This is a genomic window from Thermobaculum sp. T2p (assembly GCF_059335935.1).
Map to the genome: position 1 here is coordinate 99,237 of NZ_JANZYQ010000020.1, position 15,366 is coordinate 114,602.

A 15,366-nucleotide genomic window follows, 5' to 3' on the forward strand; every position below is an offset into this window, starting at 1 on the left:
GCTACTTGAGGGAGAAACGTCATCGTGCAGGTGCGCATAGTTCCATCCTACTTTTTGCTTACTGCTTAGTAAGCAAAATGGCTTATATGCGCACCTGCATTAGAAATCAGCTAATCGTTGAACTCTACTACTGGATTAGATAGTCTACCTATCTTCTCTATCTCCAGATCCATGACGTCACCAGGACGCAAAAACTCCGCTGGAGTACGCGCAAATCCTACCCCAGAAGGCGTACCGGTCAAGATAATATCACCAGGCAATAAGGTTGAACCCAAGGACAGTTCTTGTATAAGTCTAGGAATCCTAAAGACCATGTATTTGGTACTTGAATCTTGCTTTACGACACCATTTACCTTGAGGGACAATCTTAAATCGTGAGGATCTTCGATCTCATCAGCAGTCACTATCCACGGCCCCATTGGGCAGTGAGTATCTAGGCTTTTACCCCTAAACCACTGGCCACCATGACGCCTTTGTAGGTCCCTTGTTGATACGTCATTCGCTATGGTATAGCCAAAGACATAATCCATAGCCTCTTCTTGGCTTATATTTCTGCCTCTACGACCAATAATTACTGCAAGCTCTATCTCCCAATCTACCTGTTCGGATATTTTCCTGTTGAACTGCACGCCTTCTCCCGGGCCCACCACAGTAGTTGTGAGCTTAGTAAAAAACGTTGGGTATTCTGGCATCTGCTCAGCATCACTCGGTCCCCGTTTATTTAAACCCTCCTCAAAATGCTCTGCATAGTTCCAGCCCACACACATTACATTTCTACGAGGAACTGGAATCGGTGCTAAAAGCTTAACAGACTCAAGGGGTACAGAGGCAGGATTATCTGATCCGTAAACTATCTCCCTTGCAAAGTCCAGGGCCTGTGCTCCCATCTCAATAAACTCTAGCATAGTGCTAGGCAGCCTTCCGGAAGAAGCTCTGGCTAGATCAACCACCCTATTATCATTGACAGCTCCTAACTTGGGTAGATCGTTTTCTAGATAGGTTACTAGTCTCATAATCCCTCCAAAACAGTTTTCTAAAGAGCGATTTTACCTTAGTTCAAGATATTTCTTGAATACAATGGGAACTAAGCCAGGACAATTTTAGTCTTAGTATCACAAATTACCTGCTTGTGATATCCCAGGAGACAGGCGAAGTAAAACAAATAAGAGTCATCAAATCGGAGGGGTAGTATAATGTGGCACTTAATAAAAAGGAATCTAGTACAGGCGATACTATTGCTATTAGCGGTTGCAGCTATCAGCTATGGCTTGTTTATAACGAGGGCAAGCACATTGAAAGACCAAGATGTTCAAAGCAGCGATCCAGCACCTAGTCAACTGTCATCAGGCATAACTGTCACGGCAGAAGGCGAGGCTGTGGCCAGGCCAGATACTGCCTATCTGAACTTGGGATTTCAAACCGAAAACACATCTTTAGAGTTGGCAAGAGAAGAAGCTGCAAAACAGATGAACAACATCCTTGATAAGATCAAGCAGCTAGGAGTTAAGGAAAAGGATATTCAGACGACGAATTACAGCATATGGTACGATCAGGAAAGGCGAGTCTTTGTTATCAACAACAACGTAAGTGTTACTATACGTAACATAGAATCCTCCTCGAATATCCTAGATGAGGCTATTAAGGCTGGCGCCAATTACGTAAGCGGTATAAGCTTTGGAATAGAGAACAAGTCAGAGCTCGAGAAGCAAGCACGCCAGAGAGCAATGGAGAATGCTAGAGAGAAGGCTCAGCAGCTAGCACAGGCGGCTGGTGTAACTCTTGGGCTGCCAGTATATATATCCGAGGGAGCAGTTTCTAATCCGCCTATAGTATTGCCGGCTGGTGTCGAAGCTAGGTCAGCTGCTGATGTTAGTACCCCTATAGAGCCCGGCAGCATGAAAGTGACAATCAGCGTACAGGTCACATTCTCCATCAACAGATAACCCTAAAAGCAACATAAGTTTGGGCGCAGATAGTTTCTGCGCCCAAACTTTATTAGGGCCTAGCTGGTACAGATCTTAGCAACTACTGAGCCTGACCCTAGATGTGCGAATAAGATTAGTGTTTAGAAGCAGATCTATATCTGCTAGGATATCTCTAGGTCTACCGTGCGCGGCGACTTTACCTGCTTGTATGACATAGCACTTATCAGCTATGTCCTCTACTATATCCAAATCATGAGTACTACAAATGATAGTTTTACCCTTCTGCCCCCACAAAGTTAGGAAGTCTATGATCTGCTCTTGACTCCTAGGATCAAGAGCAGCCGTAGGTTCATCCAGAAGTAGCACCTCTGGATCCAGTATTAGAACAGAGGCTAATGCCACTCTCTTCTGTTCCCCACCTGAGAGTCTATGCGGAGCCCGATCACGAAGATGAGCTATCTCCATAAGATCCAAAATGTCATTGACTTTACGAATTATTTCGGACTTATCCCAACCCAGCTGCAATGGACCAAAGGCGACTTCGTCAAAAACTGTAGCATTGAACAATTGCACATCTGGGTCTTGGAAAACTAAAGCCACTCTTTTTCTAAAAGAAAATGCGAAATCCTCATCCTGGAGAGATTCTTCAGTTATTAGCCTTCCAAAGGCGGTAAACTTACCCTGGCTAGGAAAGTACAGAGCATCCAGCAACCTAAGTAGTGTTGACTTTCCAGAACCATTAGCACCTAGTATGGCTATTCTATCGCCAGTGTTTACGGAGAGATTCAGACCGTCAAGGGCCTTTATACCGCCAGGATAGTTATAACACACATCTTCCAGAACAAAAACAGCATCACTCATAGTTACTCTCCCTATCTTCCTAGCCACAGCCACATGCAGCTCAGGAACACAAATGTTAGCAGGACCAACCAATCTCTAGAACTCATTGTAAAGTCCTCAAGTGTTCTTACTTCACCTCGGAATCCCCTAGACTGCATAGCCATATAGACATCACTACTTATTTTCATGCTCTTGCTAAGCAGCACACCGGCTGTTGCGGCAGTTATCCTGCGGCTGTCGGCAGGAGAGAGCTTCCCAACAGTCCTACTTTTACGAGACTCAAACATATTTTGCGCCGTGCGTAATAGCAGGAATATATATCTATAAGTCATGTTGAGTATGACCACGAATAATACAGGCACCCGCAGGAAACGCAATGACTTCAATATGTGACTCCAAGGAGTAGTCAATACAAGTAGAAATGCAAAGGTAGCAGATGTTATGACCCTAGATATGAGAAATGCCGCACTTTTAACACCCTGCTCGGTCACACCCCAACCCAGGATTGGAATGTGAAAAACGACATCCCCAGGAGTAAGAAAAAGGGCTGGGAAAGCTATAGTCCCTGTGAATATGAAAGCACCAACCCATACGGTTCTGGCAATATTTCCTAGAGAGACTTTGGAAATAATAGCCAATACTATAGAAAAGATATATATGCTCAAGATCACAAGAAGAGACTTAGATGCAGCTGAAGATAATATGATAAGCAAGAAGCCTATAACCTTTACTCTTGGATCCAGCCGCTGTAGGAAGCCTCCTTTACCATAAGTGTGTTCACTAAAAGAAGCTCTTTCTAGGGCATTGGTTATTCCATCTAAGCTCTTCTCTAGAAATCCGGCTCTCTTCTTCTTTTTACTAATTAAGTCCATAAACCATAGCCTGGTGTATTAGGATCCATTGTTCCATCTACTTGCCAAAAATATTTTCCCTATTAGCCAGGTAACCAATGTGACGAGTAGTATACCTACCACAGCTGATATGATGTAACCTGCCACCTCACTCCTCATGAAAGAAGGAGCATAATCCGGAATGGGAGCTGTCCAGATGGAAGACCACTTCTTGAGTCCTGAAGGCTCATGGACATTAGAGACCATATCTCTAATTCTTCCATATTGGCTACTACTAGCATCCCTTAGTAAGGAGATATGCTTCTGGACGAGGCTAGATGCTTCGTTTATATTTCCGCCTTCAATTGATTGAGCAGTGAGGTTATAATCGTTGCGTAACGATTCATCGGAAGTCTGCGACGCTAGGGTTCTAAAGTCAGAGGCAAGTGCCTGCCTTTCAGAAGGCGACAGATTATGTATATAGTACCCAACTTGCTCTTGAACCACCTCTTCAGCACCCCACTCTCCCCATGCAGTACCCGAAGCTAGCAATCCAAGAGGCGTAAGTACAACCAATAACGCAAGAGTTACCCATAAAGGTATCAGCCTACGAGTTGATACACCAGTATGCCGCACACCCTCTTCTACACCCGCAGCTGTCATTCTGAGCAGGCTTGGGTCTACCTTCTGCAAGTAAGCTACTACTCCCCCGGTTACTATAGCCTCTGCTATACCTGCAAATGTCAGGTGCCCTATCATCATGGCAGGTATAGCTACTGAAAGAGGATAAAACGAATAAAGGGGAACACCATTAGCGTCTTTGAAAAGCATTGGCTGAATACCAAACTCTATAGCAGCAAGAAAAGCTGCGGCATTAATAGATACATAACCCGCTATCGCAGCTGATATGACTCTTCTACCGGATGTGAGAGACACCCTCCCCGACAAAAGCCTGTATACACCATACGCTACTAGTGATCCCACTACAGCCATATTGAAGCAATTGGCACCTATTGCCAGGATTCCACCATCTCCAAAGAATACAGCCTGGAGGATGAGGGCTATCGATATAGCTATAATCGATCCCCAAGGGCCAAGAACAATTGAAGCTATACCCATACCCACAGCATGCCCAGTGGTACCGCCGGGGAGAGGGATGTTGAACATCATTATCACAAAAGAGAATGCGCTCATCAAAGATATTAGGGGAATGAGCCTGCTAGAAAGGAATTTGCGTAGCCTTTGTAAGGCTATATACCAAAAAGGTGCTGTTGCTGCATACATCACAGCACAAGTTGACGGGCTGAGATAACCATCGGGTATATGCATAGCATCCTCCGGGCACAAGTAAGCTCGAAAATCAAAGCATCAAATGGCGATTGAAACAATTTGCACCTGCTACATTTCTTTTACAATATACCTTGCGCCCTAGGGAGGGTCAAGGGAGCGGATATACCCGCTCCCTTAGAGCTCTTTGTTACTAACGCCTTACCGAGTCCTCATCCTCAACGTTAGCCTTGGTGGCGTTCTGTATTAACTCAACTACTGATGCATCTGCAAGAGTAGTAGTATCTCCAAGCTGACGATCATTCGCTATATCTCGCAGCAATCTCCTCATGATCTTTCCACTACGAGTCTTCGGCAGGTCAGGAGTAAACATGATGCGTTTAGGTCTAGCTATAGGACCTATTTTCCTCGCAACGTGCTGGCGTAGTTCTTCTCCGAGCTCGGGTGTAGGCTCGACATCGGACTTAAGAATCACGAATGCAAATATAGCCTCACCCGTTACCTCGTCGTGTTGCCCTATAACAGCTGCTTCAGCAACGCGCGGATCATCAACAAGCGCACTTTCCACTTCTATGGTTGATATTCTATGCCCAGAAACGTTCATTACATCGTCCACTCTACCCAAGAGCCAGAAGTAACCGTCTTCATCGCGCTTAGCTCCGTCTCCTGAGAAATAGATATTAGGAAACCTGCTCCAATAAGTCTGAACATATCTATCGGGATCTCCGTATATTCCCCTAAGCATCGCTGGCCATGGCCTCTTGAGGACAAGATACCCTCCTACCCCAGGTGGGACACTATTGCCCTGTTCATCAACAACATCTGCCTGAACCCCGGGGAAGGGGAAGGTAGCAGATCCTGGCTTGAGACGAGTTATACCTGGTAGCGGGCTTATCATGATCATACCTGTCTCGGTCTGCCACCAGGTGTCTACCACAGGGCACCTCTCCCCACCTATATACTTGTGGTACCACAGCCACGCCTCAGGGTTGATCGGTTCGCCCACTGAACCAAGCAGACGGAGAGAAGACAGATCGTGAGCCTGAGCATGTTGAGGACCCCACTTCATGTGTGCCCTTATAGCTGTTGGAGCTGTATAGAGTATGGTCACTTTATACTTCTCTATTATTGACCACCAACGGTCAGGTCCCGGATAATCTGGCGCCCCTTCATAGATAACGCTGGTAGTATGATTAGCTAGGGGCCCATAGACTATATAGGAGTGCCCTGTAACCCAACCTATATCAGCAGCGCACCAATAGACGTCTTCAGGCTTTATGTCAAATATCCACTTGTGGGTCAGGGATACACCAAGTAGATATCCAGCACTCGTATGGACTATACCTTTGGGCTTCGCAGTAGTACCGGAGGTATACAACAGATATAGCATATGCTCTGAATCGAGCGGCTCGGCGGGGCAGTCCTCGGACTGATTTGGAACAATGTCATGCCACCAGATATCCCTACCAGGAGTCATGTCTACATCATGTCCTGTTCTACTGAGGACTATTACCTTCTCGACACTAGATGTATTCTTTAGAGCCTCATCTGCGTTTTTCTTGAGGGGGACTATATTCCCCTTACGATATCCGCCATCAGCAGTAATAAGAACCTTAGCCTGGGAATCATTTATTCTGCCAGCTAATGCATCGGCTGAAAATCCTCCAAACACCACAGTGTGAGGAGCCCCTATACGGGCACATGCAAGCATAGCAACCGGGAGTTCCGGCACCATAGGCATATATATGGCCACTCTATCACCCTTCTGCACTCCAAGCTGCTTGAGAGCATTAGCACACTTCTTTACATCTCTAAGGAGTTCTGCATAGGTTACCTCACGTGTATCGCCGGGCTCACCCTCCCAATAGTAAGCAATCTTGTCACCACCACCTGAGAGGACATGCCTATCTAAGCAATTGTAGGAGACGTTAATTTTGCCACCATCAAACCATCTCGCATAAGGAGGATTCCAATCCAGCACTTTTTGATAAGGTTCGAACCAATGGAGCTCGCTTTTGGCAAGCTCATCCCAGAATGCTTCAAAGTTCTCCTCAGCCTTCTTATAGATATCGGGGGAATTGACGTTCGCTCTCTTACGAAACTCTTCAGGAGGGTCAAATATACGCTCCTCCTTCATGAGGCTTTCTATAGCGATATCATGTATCGAGTCACTCATGACATCTCCTCCTGCAAAATATAGAGAACAGATAGCTTTCGATTCAGCATTATATCACTATATTCTAAGAGTAAAATCCAAGGTAAACCTGCTAGGATCAAGTGAATCGGGAGGTATAAAGAGTGAAGACTCTTGAGTTTACGATCAACACTGGTAATAAGCCTGCTGTGGTAGATATTACGAGTAAAATAGAAGGCGCAGTTAAAGATTTACAGGAAGGATTGGTACACATCTTCGTACCACACGCCACAGCTGGACTGGCATTGATGGAGACAGGGTCAGGTTCTGAGCAAGATCTAATTAACACGATAGACCAACTATTTCCCAAAAGTTCCAACTATAGACACGCACATGGATCTCCAGGACACGGGCGAGACCATATATTGCCGGCTTTCATATCTCCTTTTCTAGTATTAGCTGTGAGAGATAAACGACTACAGTTAGGAACCTGGCAGTCCATAGTACTAGTTGACACTAATGTGGACAATCTCGTAAGAAAGGTTCAGGTTAATCTCATTCCCTCAGCTGTTTGACTGAGATAACAAGCACGGATATAGTTTTATGTAGACAATACTAGATTGCGGAGGCCTCGACGAGGTGACATCAAAGAACGGTATAAAGACAGTACTCCTACTCACACTACTGACAGGATTGTTTCTGTTAGTAGGCATGCTGCTGGGCGGTAGGCAGGGGCTAGTATTTGCTTTCATACTTGCTCTAGGCATGAACTTCTTTTCCTATTGGTACAGCGATAAGATAGCTCTTATGATGACTGGAGCCCGAGAAGTTGGATGGGACGAGGCTCCAGAGCTGCATCAAATTGTGGATCAGCTAGCTCAGCAAGCTAGGATACCGAAACCCAGGGTATATGTTATAGACACTCCTGCAGCTAATGCTTTCGCAACAGGCCGAGATCCCAAGCATGCGGCAGTAGCTGTAACAACAGGAATAATGAGTATCTTAAATAGGGAAGAGCTAGCCGGGGTAATTGCTCACGAGCTGACTCATGTAAGAAACCGAGATACACTCATACAAACTATCGTAGCTACCATAGCTGGTGCTATCATGTTCCTGGCGAATATGGCGCGGTGGGCGTTCATATTCGGCGGATACAGTAGATCTGACGATCGCGAGGGTGGTGCTAATCCATTAGGCGCACTATTAGTGATCATAGTAGCGCCGATAGCGGCTACATTAGTACAGCTAGCAATCTCTAGATCCAGGGAGTATGCAGCTGACGAGGGGGCTGCCAGGCTGACGGGAAGACCGCTAGATCTGGCATCGGCCTTACAAAAACTTGAGGCATCTGTGGCGATGCATCCGATGAGAGTCAATCCTGCAGCATCCCATCTCTTCATAGTGCAGCCACTGAGAGGTGCAGATCTGGCCTCTTTGTTCAGTACGCATCCTCCAGTGGCCAAGAGAGTTGCAAGGCTTTACCAGATTGCTCAACAGATGCACGGGACATCCTTCGCTTTCAGCTAGCATGTAAAAGAGAACTGCAGGTGCTCATATGAGCACCTGCAGTTCTCTAGTTTAAAGTCCAGAAATTACACTAATACCTTATCACCGGTACGACCCACCATATAGAAGCTTTCCACATATTCTCTCAGCATTCTATCGGTGGTAAACTTAGGCCCCAAACTAGATATAGCCTCCTTCATCATCCTGACCCATTTACGGGGGATCCCCTTTTCATCTCGATCGTAGAAGAGAGGAATTATGCTTGCTTCTAGCAACTCATATATTGCTCTCGATTCCACCTCGTTCTGCACTTCTGGGTTTTCGTAGACTTTCCCGTCCCCTATAGCCCACCCAAAGCCATCTTTACCTTTGTTTGAGAATTCCCAAGCTTCTGCCCACCATCCATCCAGGGTACTTGCATTAAGCACCCCATTCATGCTGGCTTTCATTCCACTAGTACCGCTTGCCTCCATTGGACGTACTGGATTATTCAGCCAAACATCGCATCCCCTAACAAGGTGACGGGCAATATCTAGGTCATAATCCTCTATAAAGGCTATCTTTCCAAGGAAGGGCTCACGCTTGGAGAGTTGTACGATCTTTTGTATCAGCTCCTTACCGCCGTTGTCACGCGGATGTGCCTTGCCCGAGAACAGTATCTGTACTGGATACTGAGGATTATTTAATATAGCAGCAAGCTTCTCTTCATCACTAAAGAGCAAAGTCGCTCTCTTATAAGTAGCAAATCTCCTGGCAAATCCTATAGTCAGGACATCAGCAGTAAGATTTCCTAGCTCACCTATCTTCGACCTGCTATTGACGAACTCGATCAATTGTCTCTTGAGCTCCTGGTGCAGACGCCATAAAAGTTCGTCATCCACCTCCAATATTTTCTGCCAATCTATATTCCCACCTGATCCGATTAGAACATCTCTAAGAGAATTGGATAACCATGTAGGCGCGTGCACACCATTGGTAACATAACCAATCGGCACATCTTCGACAGGCAGCTTCGGCCATAGGGATTGCCACATTTCCTGAGAGACTCGACCATGCAACTTACTTACGCCGTTGTTTTTACCGGATGCTTTCAATGCAAGCACGGTCATGCAGAAGAGTTCGTTTTCATCTTCTGGGTTCTTCCTTCCCAAGGCCAACAACTGCTCAAATGAGATACCTAACTTGTTAATATAAGACTGTAGATATCTCTTAATCAGATCGATTGAGAAGTAGTCATGTCCAGCAGCTACAGGGGTATGAGTAGTAAAAACGTTAGTAGATCGCACAGTTTCTAGAGCATCTTCGAAGCTCTTGCCCATATCCTGGATCATCTCCCTCATGCGCTCAAGGACGAGGAACGCTGAGTGTCCCTCGTTCATATGATAGACCTGGGGATATAGCCCAAGCATTCGCAGAGCCTTGATGCCCCCGATCCCAAGCACGATCTCCTGTTGAATGCGCTTTTCAGAATCCCCCCCATAAAGCTTATCGGTTATATCCCTGTAGGGGGCCTCATTCTCTTCTAAATTAGTATCTAGAAGATATAGGTCTACCCTCCCTACCTTTGCCTTCCATATCTGGAACTTAACCACAGCGTCGGCGACATCAACCTCGCCTATTACTCGATTGCCCGACATGTCGGTTACCAGTGTTATCGGAGTGTCCAGATAGTTCATATCTGGATACTCCTCTCGCTGCCAACCATTCTCATCTATCTTCTGAAAGAAGTAGCCATTCTTATAGAGCAGACCTACCCCCACCAGAGGAACACCCAGATCGCTGGCGGACTTAAGATGGTCACCAGCGAGCACTCCCAGACCTCCAGAATAGATGGGGAGACACTCTACTAAGCCAAACTCAGCTGAGAAATAGGCAACGCTGAAATCCTTGACGCCATAATTTTCTGTGAACCAAGTGTTATTAGCCTCAAGATACTGTTGAAGGAAAGCATGCTCTTGGTTAACCCTATCTACAAACGACTTATCAGCTAGAAGTACCTGCAGCCTTTCATCAGATACCTGCTTTAGCAGCAGCACTGGATTATGCTTGGTTTTCCGCCATTTTTCGGGATCTATATAGGAAAATAGCTCTCCAGTGGATGGAGTCCAACTCCACTTAAGGTTATAAGCTAGATCATTCAGTTTATTCCTAATTTCTATATCTTGACTCATACCTTTGCATCACCCTCACAATCATTGTTTTTATCCTGCACCAATCTCTTTATCGTCACATCCCTAATAGTAGCAAATAGAGCCTCTAACGATCTTCTATACATGCCGCCCTGTCTGGCACAATAAGACAAAAGCGGCTATAGGAAGGTGCGATGACAGATAGACAGCGCGTAGCGTTTCAGGGAGAACCAGGAGCATATAGCGAAGAAGCTTCTCTACTTTCTGTGCCGGGATGCGAGCCTGTACCGTTACCATCACTAAGGGATGTCTTTGAATCGGTGGCTAACAAGCATACAGACTTAGCGGTGGTCCCTGTAGAGAACTCACAAGCAGGTAGCATACATGAAACCTACGACCTATTGCTCGAGTATGCCGGCAAAATATTTATCAGAGGCGAGCATGAGCTTAGAGTGCGGCACTGCCTTCTAGGTGTACAGGATACTGAGCTGGCTAGGATTAATAAGGCTTATTCTCATCCACAGGCATTGGCTCAAGCAGCAAACTGGTTACGAGCACATAACATACAGCCTGTCGCGTATTACGACACGGCAGGCGCAGCCAAGCTTGTATCCGAGCTGCAAGATCCTACTATCGCCGCTGTAGCTTCAAGTAGAGCAGCTGAGGTATGGGAACTAAAGGTTTTAGCAGCCAACATAGAAGACAACAAAACTAACCGTACAAGATTTGTGATAATAGGCCGATCGCCTGTAGTACATATAGAGCAACCCAGCGAGGAAGGCAAGACTACGCTGGTGTTCTCAACCCCCAACAAGCCCGGGGCTCTCTATCATGCCCTTGGGTGCTTTGCCGAAAACAACGTAAACCTAACGAAGATAGAGTCAAGACCCTCGCGAGGCGAAGGATGGGAATATATATTTTATGTAGATTGTCAAGGGTGGGTAACCGACCCGGATTTAATGAGAGCCTTAGATTGTCTAAATAAACAGTCGAGATGGGTAAAAGTTTTGGGCTCCTATCCTAAATCCGTGGACGAAGACAATATAAATTCAGGCATATAGATTAGCAATCTATCCGAAAGTCCTCAGGGGATAACTCTTCCAAAGAGTGAACGACCCTATCGGCAAGATGTAGATCCTCTGGTAGTCGCGTCCCGGCAACAGCAAAAACCTTCATCCCCGCGGCTTTACCAGCCTGAACTCCCACTACAGCATCTTCAACAACGACGCAACACTGAGGATCAACACCAAGCTTGTCGGCAGCCAGGAGGAATATCTCAGGGTTAGGCTTACCATTTTCGACGTCATCCCCAGATACTATTTCGTCAAAGCAGCCCTTCAAGCCGATCTCTGTCAATATCGCCTCTATATTCAACCTGGGAGTAGAAGAAGCTATAGCCTGCTTGTGTCCGCTCGCATGCAAAGACACTACCAGGTTATAAGCTCCAGGAAGTGGCTTAATTCTCCCTCTAATAGACTCCCGGAAGTATCTCTCTTTGTCTTCAGCTATTCTGTTTATCTCTTCCTCATGAAGATCCCCAAACAAGACACGAATAGCATCAGGATTTCTCATCCCAAAAGTCGGGAGAAAATCCTGATAGCTAATCTCCACACTCCTAGGGCGGGCTACATATAGCCAAGACTCATAGTGAAATTGTCTAGAGTCCACAAGGACTCCATCAAGATCCCACAATACGGCGGCTTTTTCCATACGCGATAAATATTACCAACTACACGTCTATGTTATCCAATACAAACTGGCTATAATACGCTCTGGAGAAGTCTCTCAGCTTCGTCCGGAGTTATCTCGCCTTTGGATAGCGACCTGAGTACCTCTCTTACGAACTCCTCGTTAGTTTTGCCCTTACTCTCGAGCATAGGCTTCATCAGAGGTGTGTAATCAGCTTGAGGAGTGGGAACTGAAGAAGTATCTACATTAGCATCCTGTATAGATGTCGGCTCCTGTTGTAGATCCTCTTCAGCATCTTCAGACCTATCCGATCGAGGTTGCAAAACTTGTCCATCGCCGCGACGAATAGAGATATCGCCCTTGCCGGTCTTTATTGATAGGTCTGCTTCTGGATGATCGCTGCCAGTGGTACCTACCATTCTTACGCCACCAAAGCCCATTGGCCCAGATCTACCCACTTGCACTAGAGGGAACTCTGAATGCACCTTTCCAAAACCTGTCTGGGCATCGATGCGTACAGATATATCATCAGGTAAGATAACAACCACATCCCCTAGGCCAGACGACAGTTGATACCTACCTTCGTCTAGCTCTGAATCCAAGTAGATGTCACCCATCATGGAATTAAGTTGCATCTCTCCGATCTCACAACCTACCACCCGCATCGGCCCCATGGCAGAAGAGGCCCTAATACGCGCGGACTCACAACCAGAAATATTCACCTTCCCATGGGCAGTATTTATACTTAGATCCCCCTCAACTTGTTGGACGTTAATGTCTCCATTGCCCGTAGAAACCTTTAAGTCGCCCTCTCCAGAAGCCACTTTTACCTCCCCATTGCCCGAAGAGAGGGTAACATCACCCTCGAAATCAGTCACTATGATTCTGCCATTACCTGTCGAGACTGTTATATCACCTTCTACTTGTATAACCCTGACATCTCCATTACCCGTTTCTACCCTTACGTCGCCCTCAACAGACTCAACGCTTACATTCCCCCACCCAGAGTGACATACCACATCCCCCTCATACTGAGATTGCCCCTTGAACTCGATCTGGCCCTTACCGGTCTCAAGTTTTACCCCGTTTACACTGGACGGTATAGACAAAGTTAGATCCATTCTCTGAATCGAGCGCAGACTTATATCTTCCTTAGGCTGTGATATATGAACCATATCTCCCGATCTCTCTATGGATGGAGTCAGCCCCCCACTAACATTGATAGACCATTCTTCTCCTTGCACCCTGAGCGATATATCTCCATGTATTAGGCTAACTCGTAACTCATCAGCTCCGTTTGCGACTTCTTGGATATTCATCTTGATGCCTCCCTGATTCTTAGTTCTTTGCTCAAGTAATGCTCTTGTAATAACAGACCAACCTTGACCATGTAGACTCCTAGATACAACAGCGACTTATCTAGAAGATTCATTTTGCTCCTTTCAGGAGTTTTGAGACAACGTACCATGTATCTATGGCCAGCGGCGTCTCTCAGGTCCTTATACCTCTCCTTGAGGATTCTGTCGGTGAGCCCGTAGTACATTTCCCCCCTCCTTCAGGTAATCCAACTACTGAGTAGATCTCAACTTGCTCAGGGCTTCTTCGGGGCTTATCTCGCCTCGTGCAACAGCATCTAGAATGCTGCGCCGGGAAGATTTAGCAGATTCCCTCTTCAAAGGCTGATTTTCTGCCCTGGTCAAAACGTTCACTATCTCCTCCAGCTTAGAGCGCACAGTTGGGTAGCTTATGCCAAGGCGCTTCTCTACCTCACTAAGATTACCTCTCGAAGTTACAAATATCTTGAGGAAGGTTGCTTGCTCATCTGTTAGCGAGCAAAAGTCACACTGCCTGTACTCGGCTCTAACCTCGGTCCCGCAGTCTACACACCTCACCTCTCTTATGATCAATTGGCCACCACAAGTAGGACATCTTTCTAGAATTTTTCTCACTCAGATCACCTCCATAAGATTATATATCAATCAATTAATAAATCCAAGTAATTAATCAAAAATTTTAAAATATTCGAGGATAGATTTCCGGTTGGTGGTGTTCCTTCAAAAACTAGTCAAGATCAGCCGGGATATGAGTACGCTCGTAGCTCTCGCGGAGGTAGCGATCAGTGACTCTTGTATACCTTTGGGTAGTTGCCAGGCTCGAGTGTCCGAGGAAGGCTTGTACTATGCGCGTGTCAGCACCACCCTGCAATTTATGCACAGCAAAAGTATGTCGCATAGTATGGGGTGTGGGGATAGTCTTGAGTCCAACCTTTTTGGCGTACTTCTTTATTGACATCTGGATGGCTCTAGGGGTCAGCCTATCCTCAGCAGTTGGACCCTTGAAAGATACAAACAACGCAGGATTTTCGTCAGTTCTCAGTTGTAGATATTCCTTAAGCAATCTCTGAGCTACAGCATCAACAAAGACCACCCGTGGCTTTCTACCTTTACCTATAATAGATACCTCAAGTATCTCGTCCTCACATAGATGCTCCAATGGAAGCTGATCTCTATTCAAGGAGCATAGCTCAGCTATCCTCATCCCGGTACAGTACAGCAGCGCAAGTAGAGCTCTATCTCGTTTGCCCCAAGGAGTAGAGGGGTCTGGGGCCATCAGTAGTGCCCTAACATCATCGACCGATAAAGCCTTGATCGAGGATACATCCATATGACTCTTTGGCAACTTGATGTCGTCTCGTGTGAGAGAGGTCAAGTCCTCATCATGGAGGTAGTTAACAAAGCTTCGCAAAGCAGAAATGTACTTAACGTATGTGTCATCATCCAACTGCTTCTCTACGACCAGGTATCTCTGCCATGCTTTCACAGACCGTTTGTCCAGGTCTGAAGTGTAGACCTTAGATTGCAATCGCAGCTCTAGCCAATCTACAAGAGCATAGAGGACTTGCTGATATGTTCTCACGCTAGCTGGGGATAAACCCTCCTCAACTAGACAATAGTCTAGAAAATCTTGCACGCTACTTCTCAGCTCTTTTTCTTCTTGCGCCATATCAAACAAAGTAATAACATCCA

15 protein-coding genes are annotated in these 15,366 nt (G+C 46.1%); 4 read left to right on the forward strand and 11 right to left on the reverse strand.

Annotation, left to right across the window (positions count from 1 at the left end; all coding sequences use genetic code 11):
- Positions 1-110: 110 nt before the first annotated feature.
- Entirely contained in the window at positions 111-1,013 is a 903-nt protein-coding gene (locus N2245_RS10175) for a fumarylacetoacetate hydrolase family protein (RefSeq protein ID WP_494536619.1), read from the reverse strand.
- Between the two features lie 180 nt (positions 1,014-1,193).
- Between N2245_RS10175 and N2245_RS10180 the strand changes: the two genes are divergently transcribed.
- Positions 1,194-1,943 (forward strand): SIMPL domain-containing protein, encoded by a 750-nt coding sequence (locus N2245_RS10180; protein WP_494536620.1) that lies wholly within the window; start codon positions 1,194-1,196, stop codon positions 1,941-1,943.
- A 75-nt stretch (positions 1,944-2,018) separates the two neighbouring features.
- On the opposite strand, the gene N2245_RS10185 is transcribed toward N2245_RS10180, so the two are convergent.
- The 4 genes from N2245_RS10185 to acs form a co-directional block, all read right to left on the reverse strand.
- Positions 2,019-2,786, reverse strand: a complete 768-nt coding sequence (locus N2245_RS10185; protein WP_494536621.1) for an energy-coupling factor ABC transporter ATP-binding protein — start codon at positions 2,784-2,786, stop codon at positions 2,019-2,021.
- 11 nt (positions 2,787-2,797) lie between these two features.
- Positions 2,798-3,637, reverse strand: a complete 840-nt coding sequence (cbiQ, locus tag N2245_RS10190; protein ID WP_494536622.1) for a cobalt ECF transporter T component CbiQ — start codon at positions 3,635-3,637, stop codon at positions 2,798-2,800.
- An 18-nt stretch (positions 3,638-3,655) separates the two neighbouring features.
- Positions 3,656-4,924 carry a cobalt transporter CbiM gene (gene cbiM, locus N2245_RS10195; protein WP_494536623.1) on the reverse strand — a complete coding sequence of 423 codons (1,269 nt, stop codon included), beginning with the start codon at positions 4,922-4,924 and terminating at the stop codon, positions 3,656-3,658.
- A gap of 151 nt (positions 4,925-5,075) precedes the next feature.
- Positions 5,076-7,058, reverse strand: a complete 1,983-nt coding sequence (acs, locus tag N2245_RS10200; RefSeq protein ID WP_494536624.1) for an acetate--CoA ligase — start codon at positions 7,056-7,058, stop codon at positions 5,076-5,078.
- Between the two features lie 122 nt (positions 7,059-7,180).
- Between acs and N2245_RS10205 the strand changes: the two genes are divergently transcribed.
- Both N2245_RS10205 and N2245_RS10210 read left to right on the forward strand, forming a co-directional pair.
- Positions 7,181-7,591 (forward strand): secondary thiamine-phosphate synthase enzyme YjbQ, encoded by a 411-nt coding sequence (locus N2245_RS10205; protein WP_494536625.1) that lies wholly within the window; start codon positions 7,181-7,183, stop codon positions 7,589-7,591.
- 64 nt (positions 7,592-7,655) lie between these two features.
- On the forward strand, positions 7,656-8,543 hold the full coding sequence (locus N2245_RS10210; RefSeq protein ID WP_494536626.1) for a zinc metalloprotease HtpX: 888 nt from the start codon (positions 7,656-7,658) through the stop codon (positions 8,541-8,543).
- A 65-nt stretch (positions 8,544-8,608) separates the two neighbouring features.
- Here the strand turns inward: N2245_RS10210 and glgP are convergent, their stop codons facing one another.
- The gene (gene glgP, locus N2245_RS10215; protein WP_494536627.1) at positions 8,609-10,693 is read right to left on the reverse strand and encodes an alpha-glucan family phosphorylase; all 2,085 of its coding nucleotides are present in this window, start codon (positions 10,691-10,693) and stop codon (positions 8,609-8,611) included.
- 152 nt (positions 10,694-10,845) lie between these two features.
- Between glgP and pheA the strand changes: the two genes are divergently transcribed.
- Positions 10,846-11,712: a prephenate dehydratase gene (gene pheA / locus N2245_RS10220; RefSeq protein ID WP_494536628.1), complete on the forward strand. Its 867-nt coding sequence runs from the start codon at positions 10,846-10,848 to the stop codon at positions 11,710-11,712.
- Position 11,713: 1 nt separating this feature from the next.
- Here the strand turns inward: pheA and N2245_RS10225 are convergent, their stop codons facing one another.
- The 5 genes from N2245_RS10225 to N2245_RS10245 all read right to left on the reverse strand — a co-directional run bounded on the left by N2245_RS10225 (position 11,714) and on the right by N2245_RS10245 (position 15,343).
- Positions 11,714-12,361 (reverse strand): HAD family hydrolase, encoded by a 648-nt coding sequence (locus tag N2245_RS10225; protein WP_494536629.1) that lies wholly within the window; start codon positions 12,359-12,361, stop codon positions 11,714-11,716.
- Positions 12,362-12,411: 50 nt separating this feature from the next.
- The gene (locus tag N2245_RS10230; protein WP_494536630.1) at positions 12,412-13,659 is read right to left on the reverse strand and encodes a DUF4097 family beta strand repeat-containing protein; all 1,248 of its coding nucleotides are present in this window, start codon (positions 13,657-13,659) and stop codon (positions 12,412-12,414) included.
- Positions 13,656-13,883 (reverse strand): hypothetical protein, encoded by a 228-nt coding sequence (locus N2245_RS10235; RefSeq protein ID WP_494536631.1) that lies wholly within the window; start codon positions 13,881-13,883, stop codon positions 13,656-13,658. The genes N2245_RS10230 and N2245_RS10235 overlap by 4 nt, the downstream gene beginning before the upstream one ends.
- 25 nt (positions 13,884-13,908) lie before the next feature.
- Positions 13,909-14,289: a DUF2089 domain-containing protein gene (locus tag N2245_RS10240; protein WP_494536632.1), complete on the reverse strand. Its 381-nt coding sequence runs from the start codon at positions 14,287-14,289 to the stop codon at positions 13,909-13,911.
- 112 nt (positions 14,290-14,401) lie between these two features.
- Complete coding sequence (locus N2245_RS10245) at positions 14,402-15,343, reverse strand: tyrosine-type recombinase/integrase (RefSeq protein ID WP_494536741.1); 942 nt, start codon at positions 15,341-15,343, stop codon at positions 14,402-14,404.
- Between the last annotated feature and the right edge of the window lie 23 nt (positions 15,344-15,366).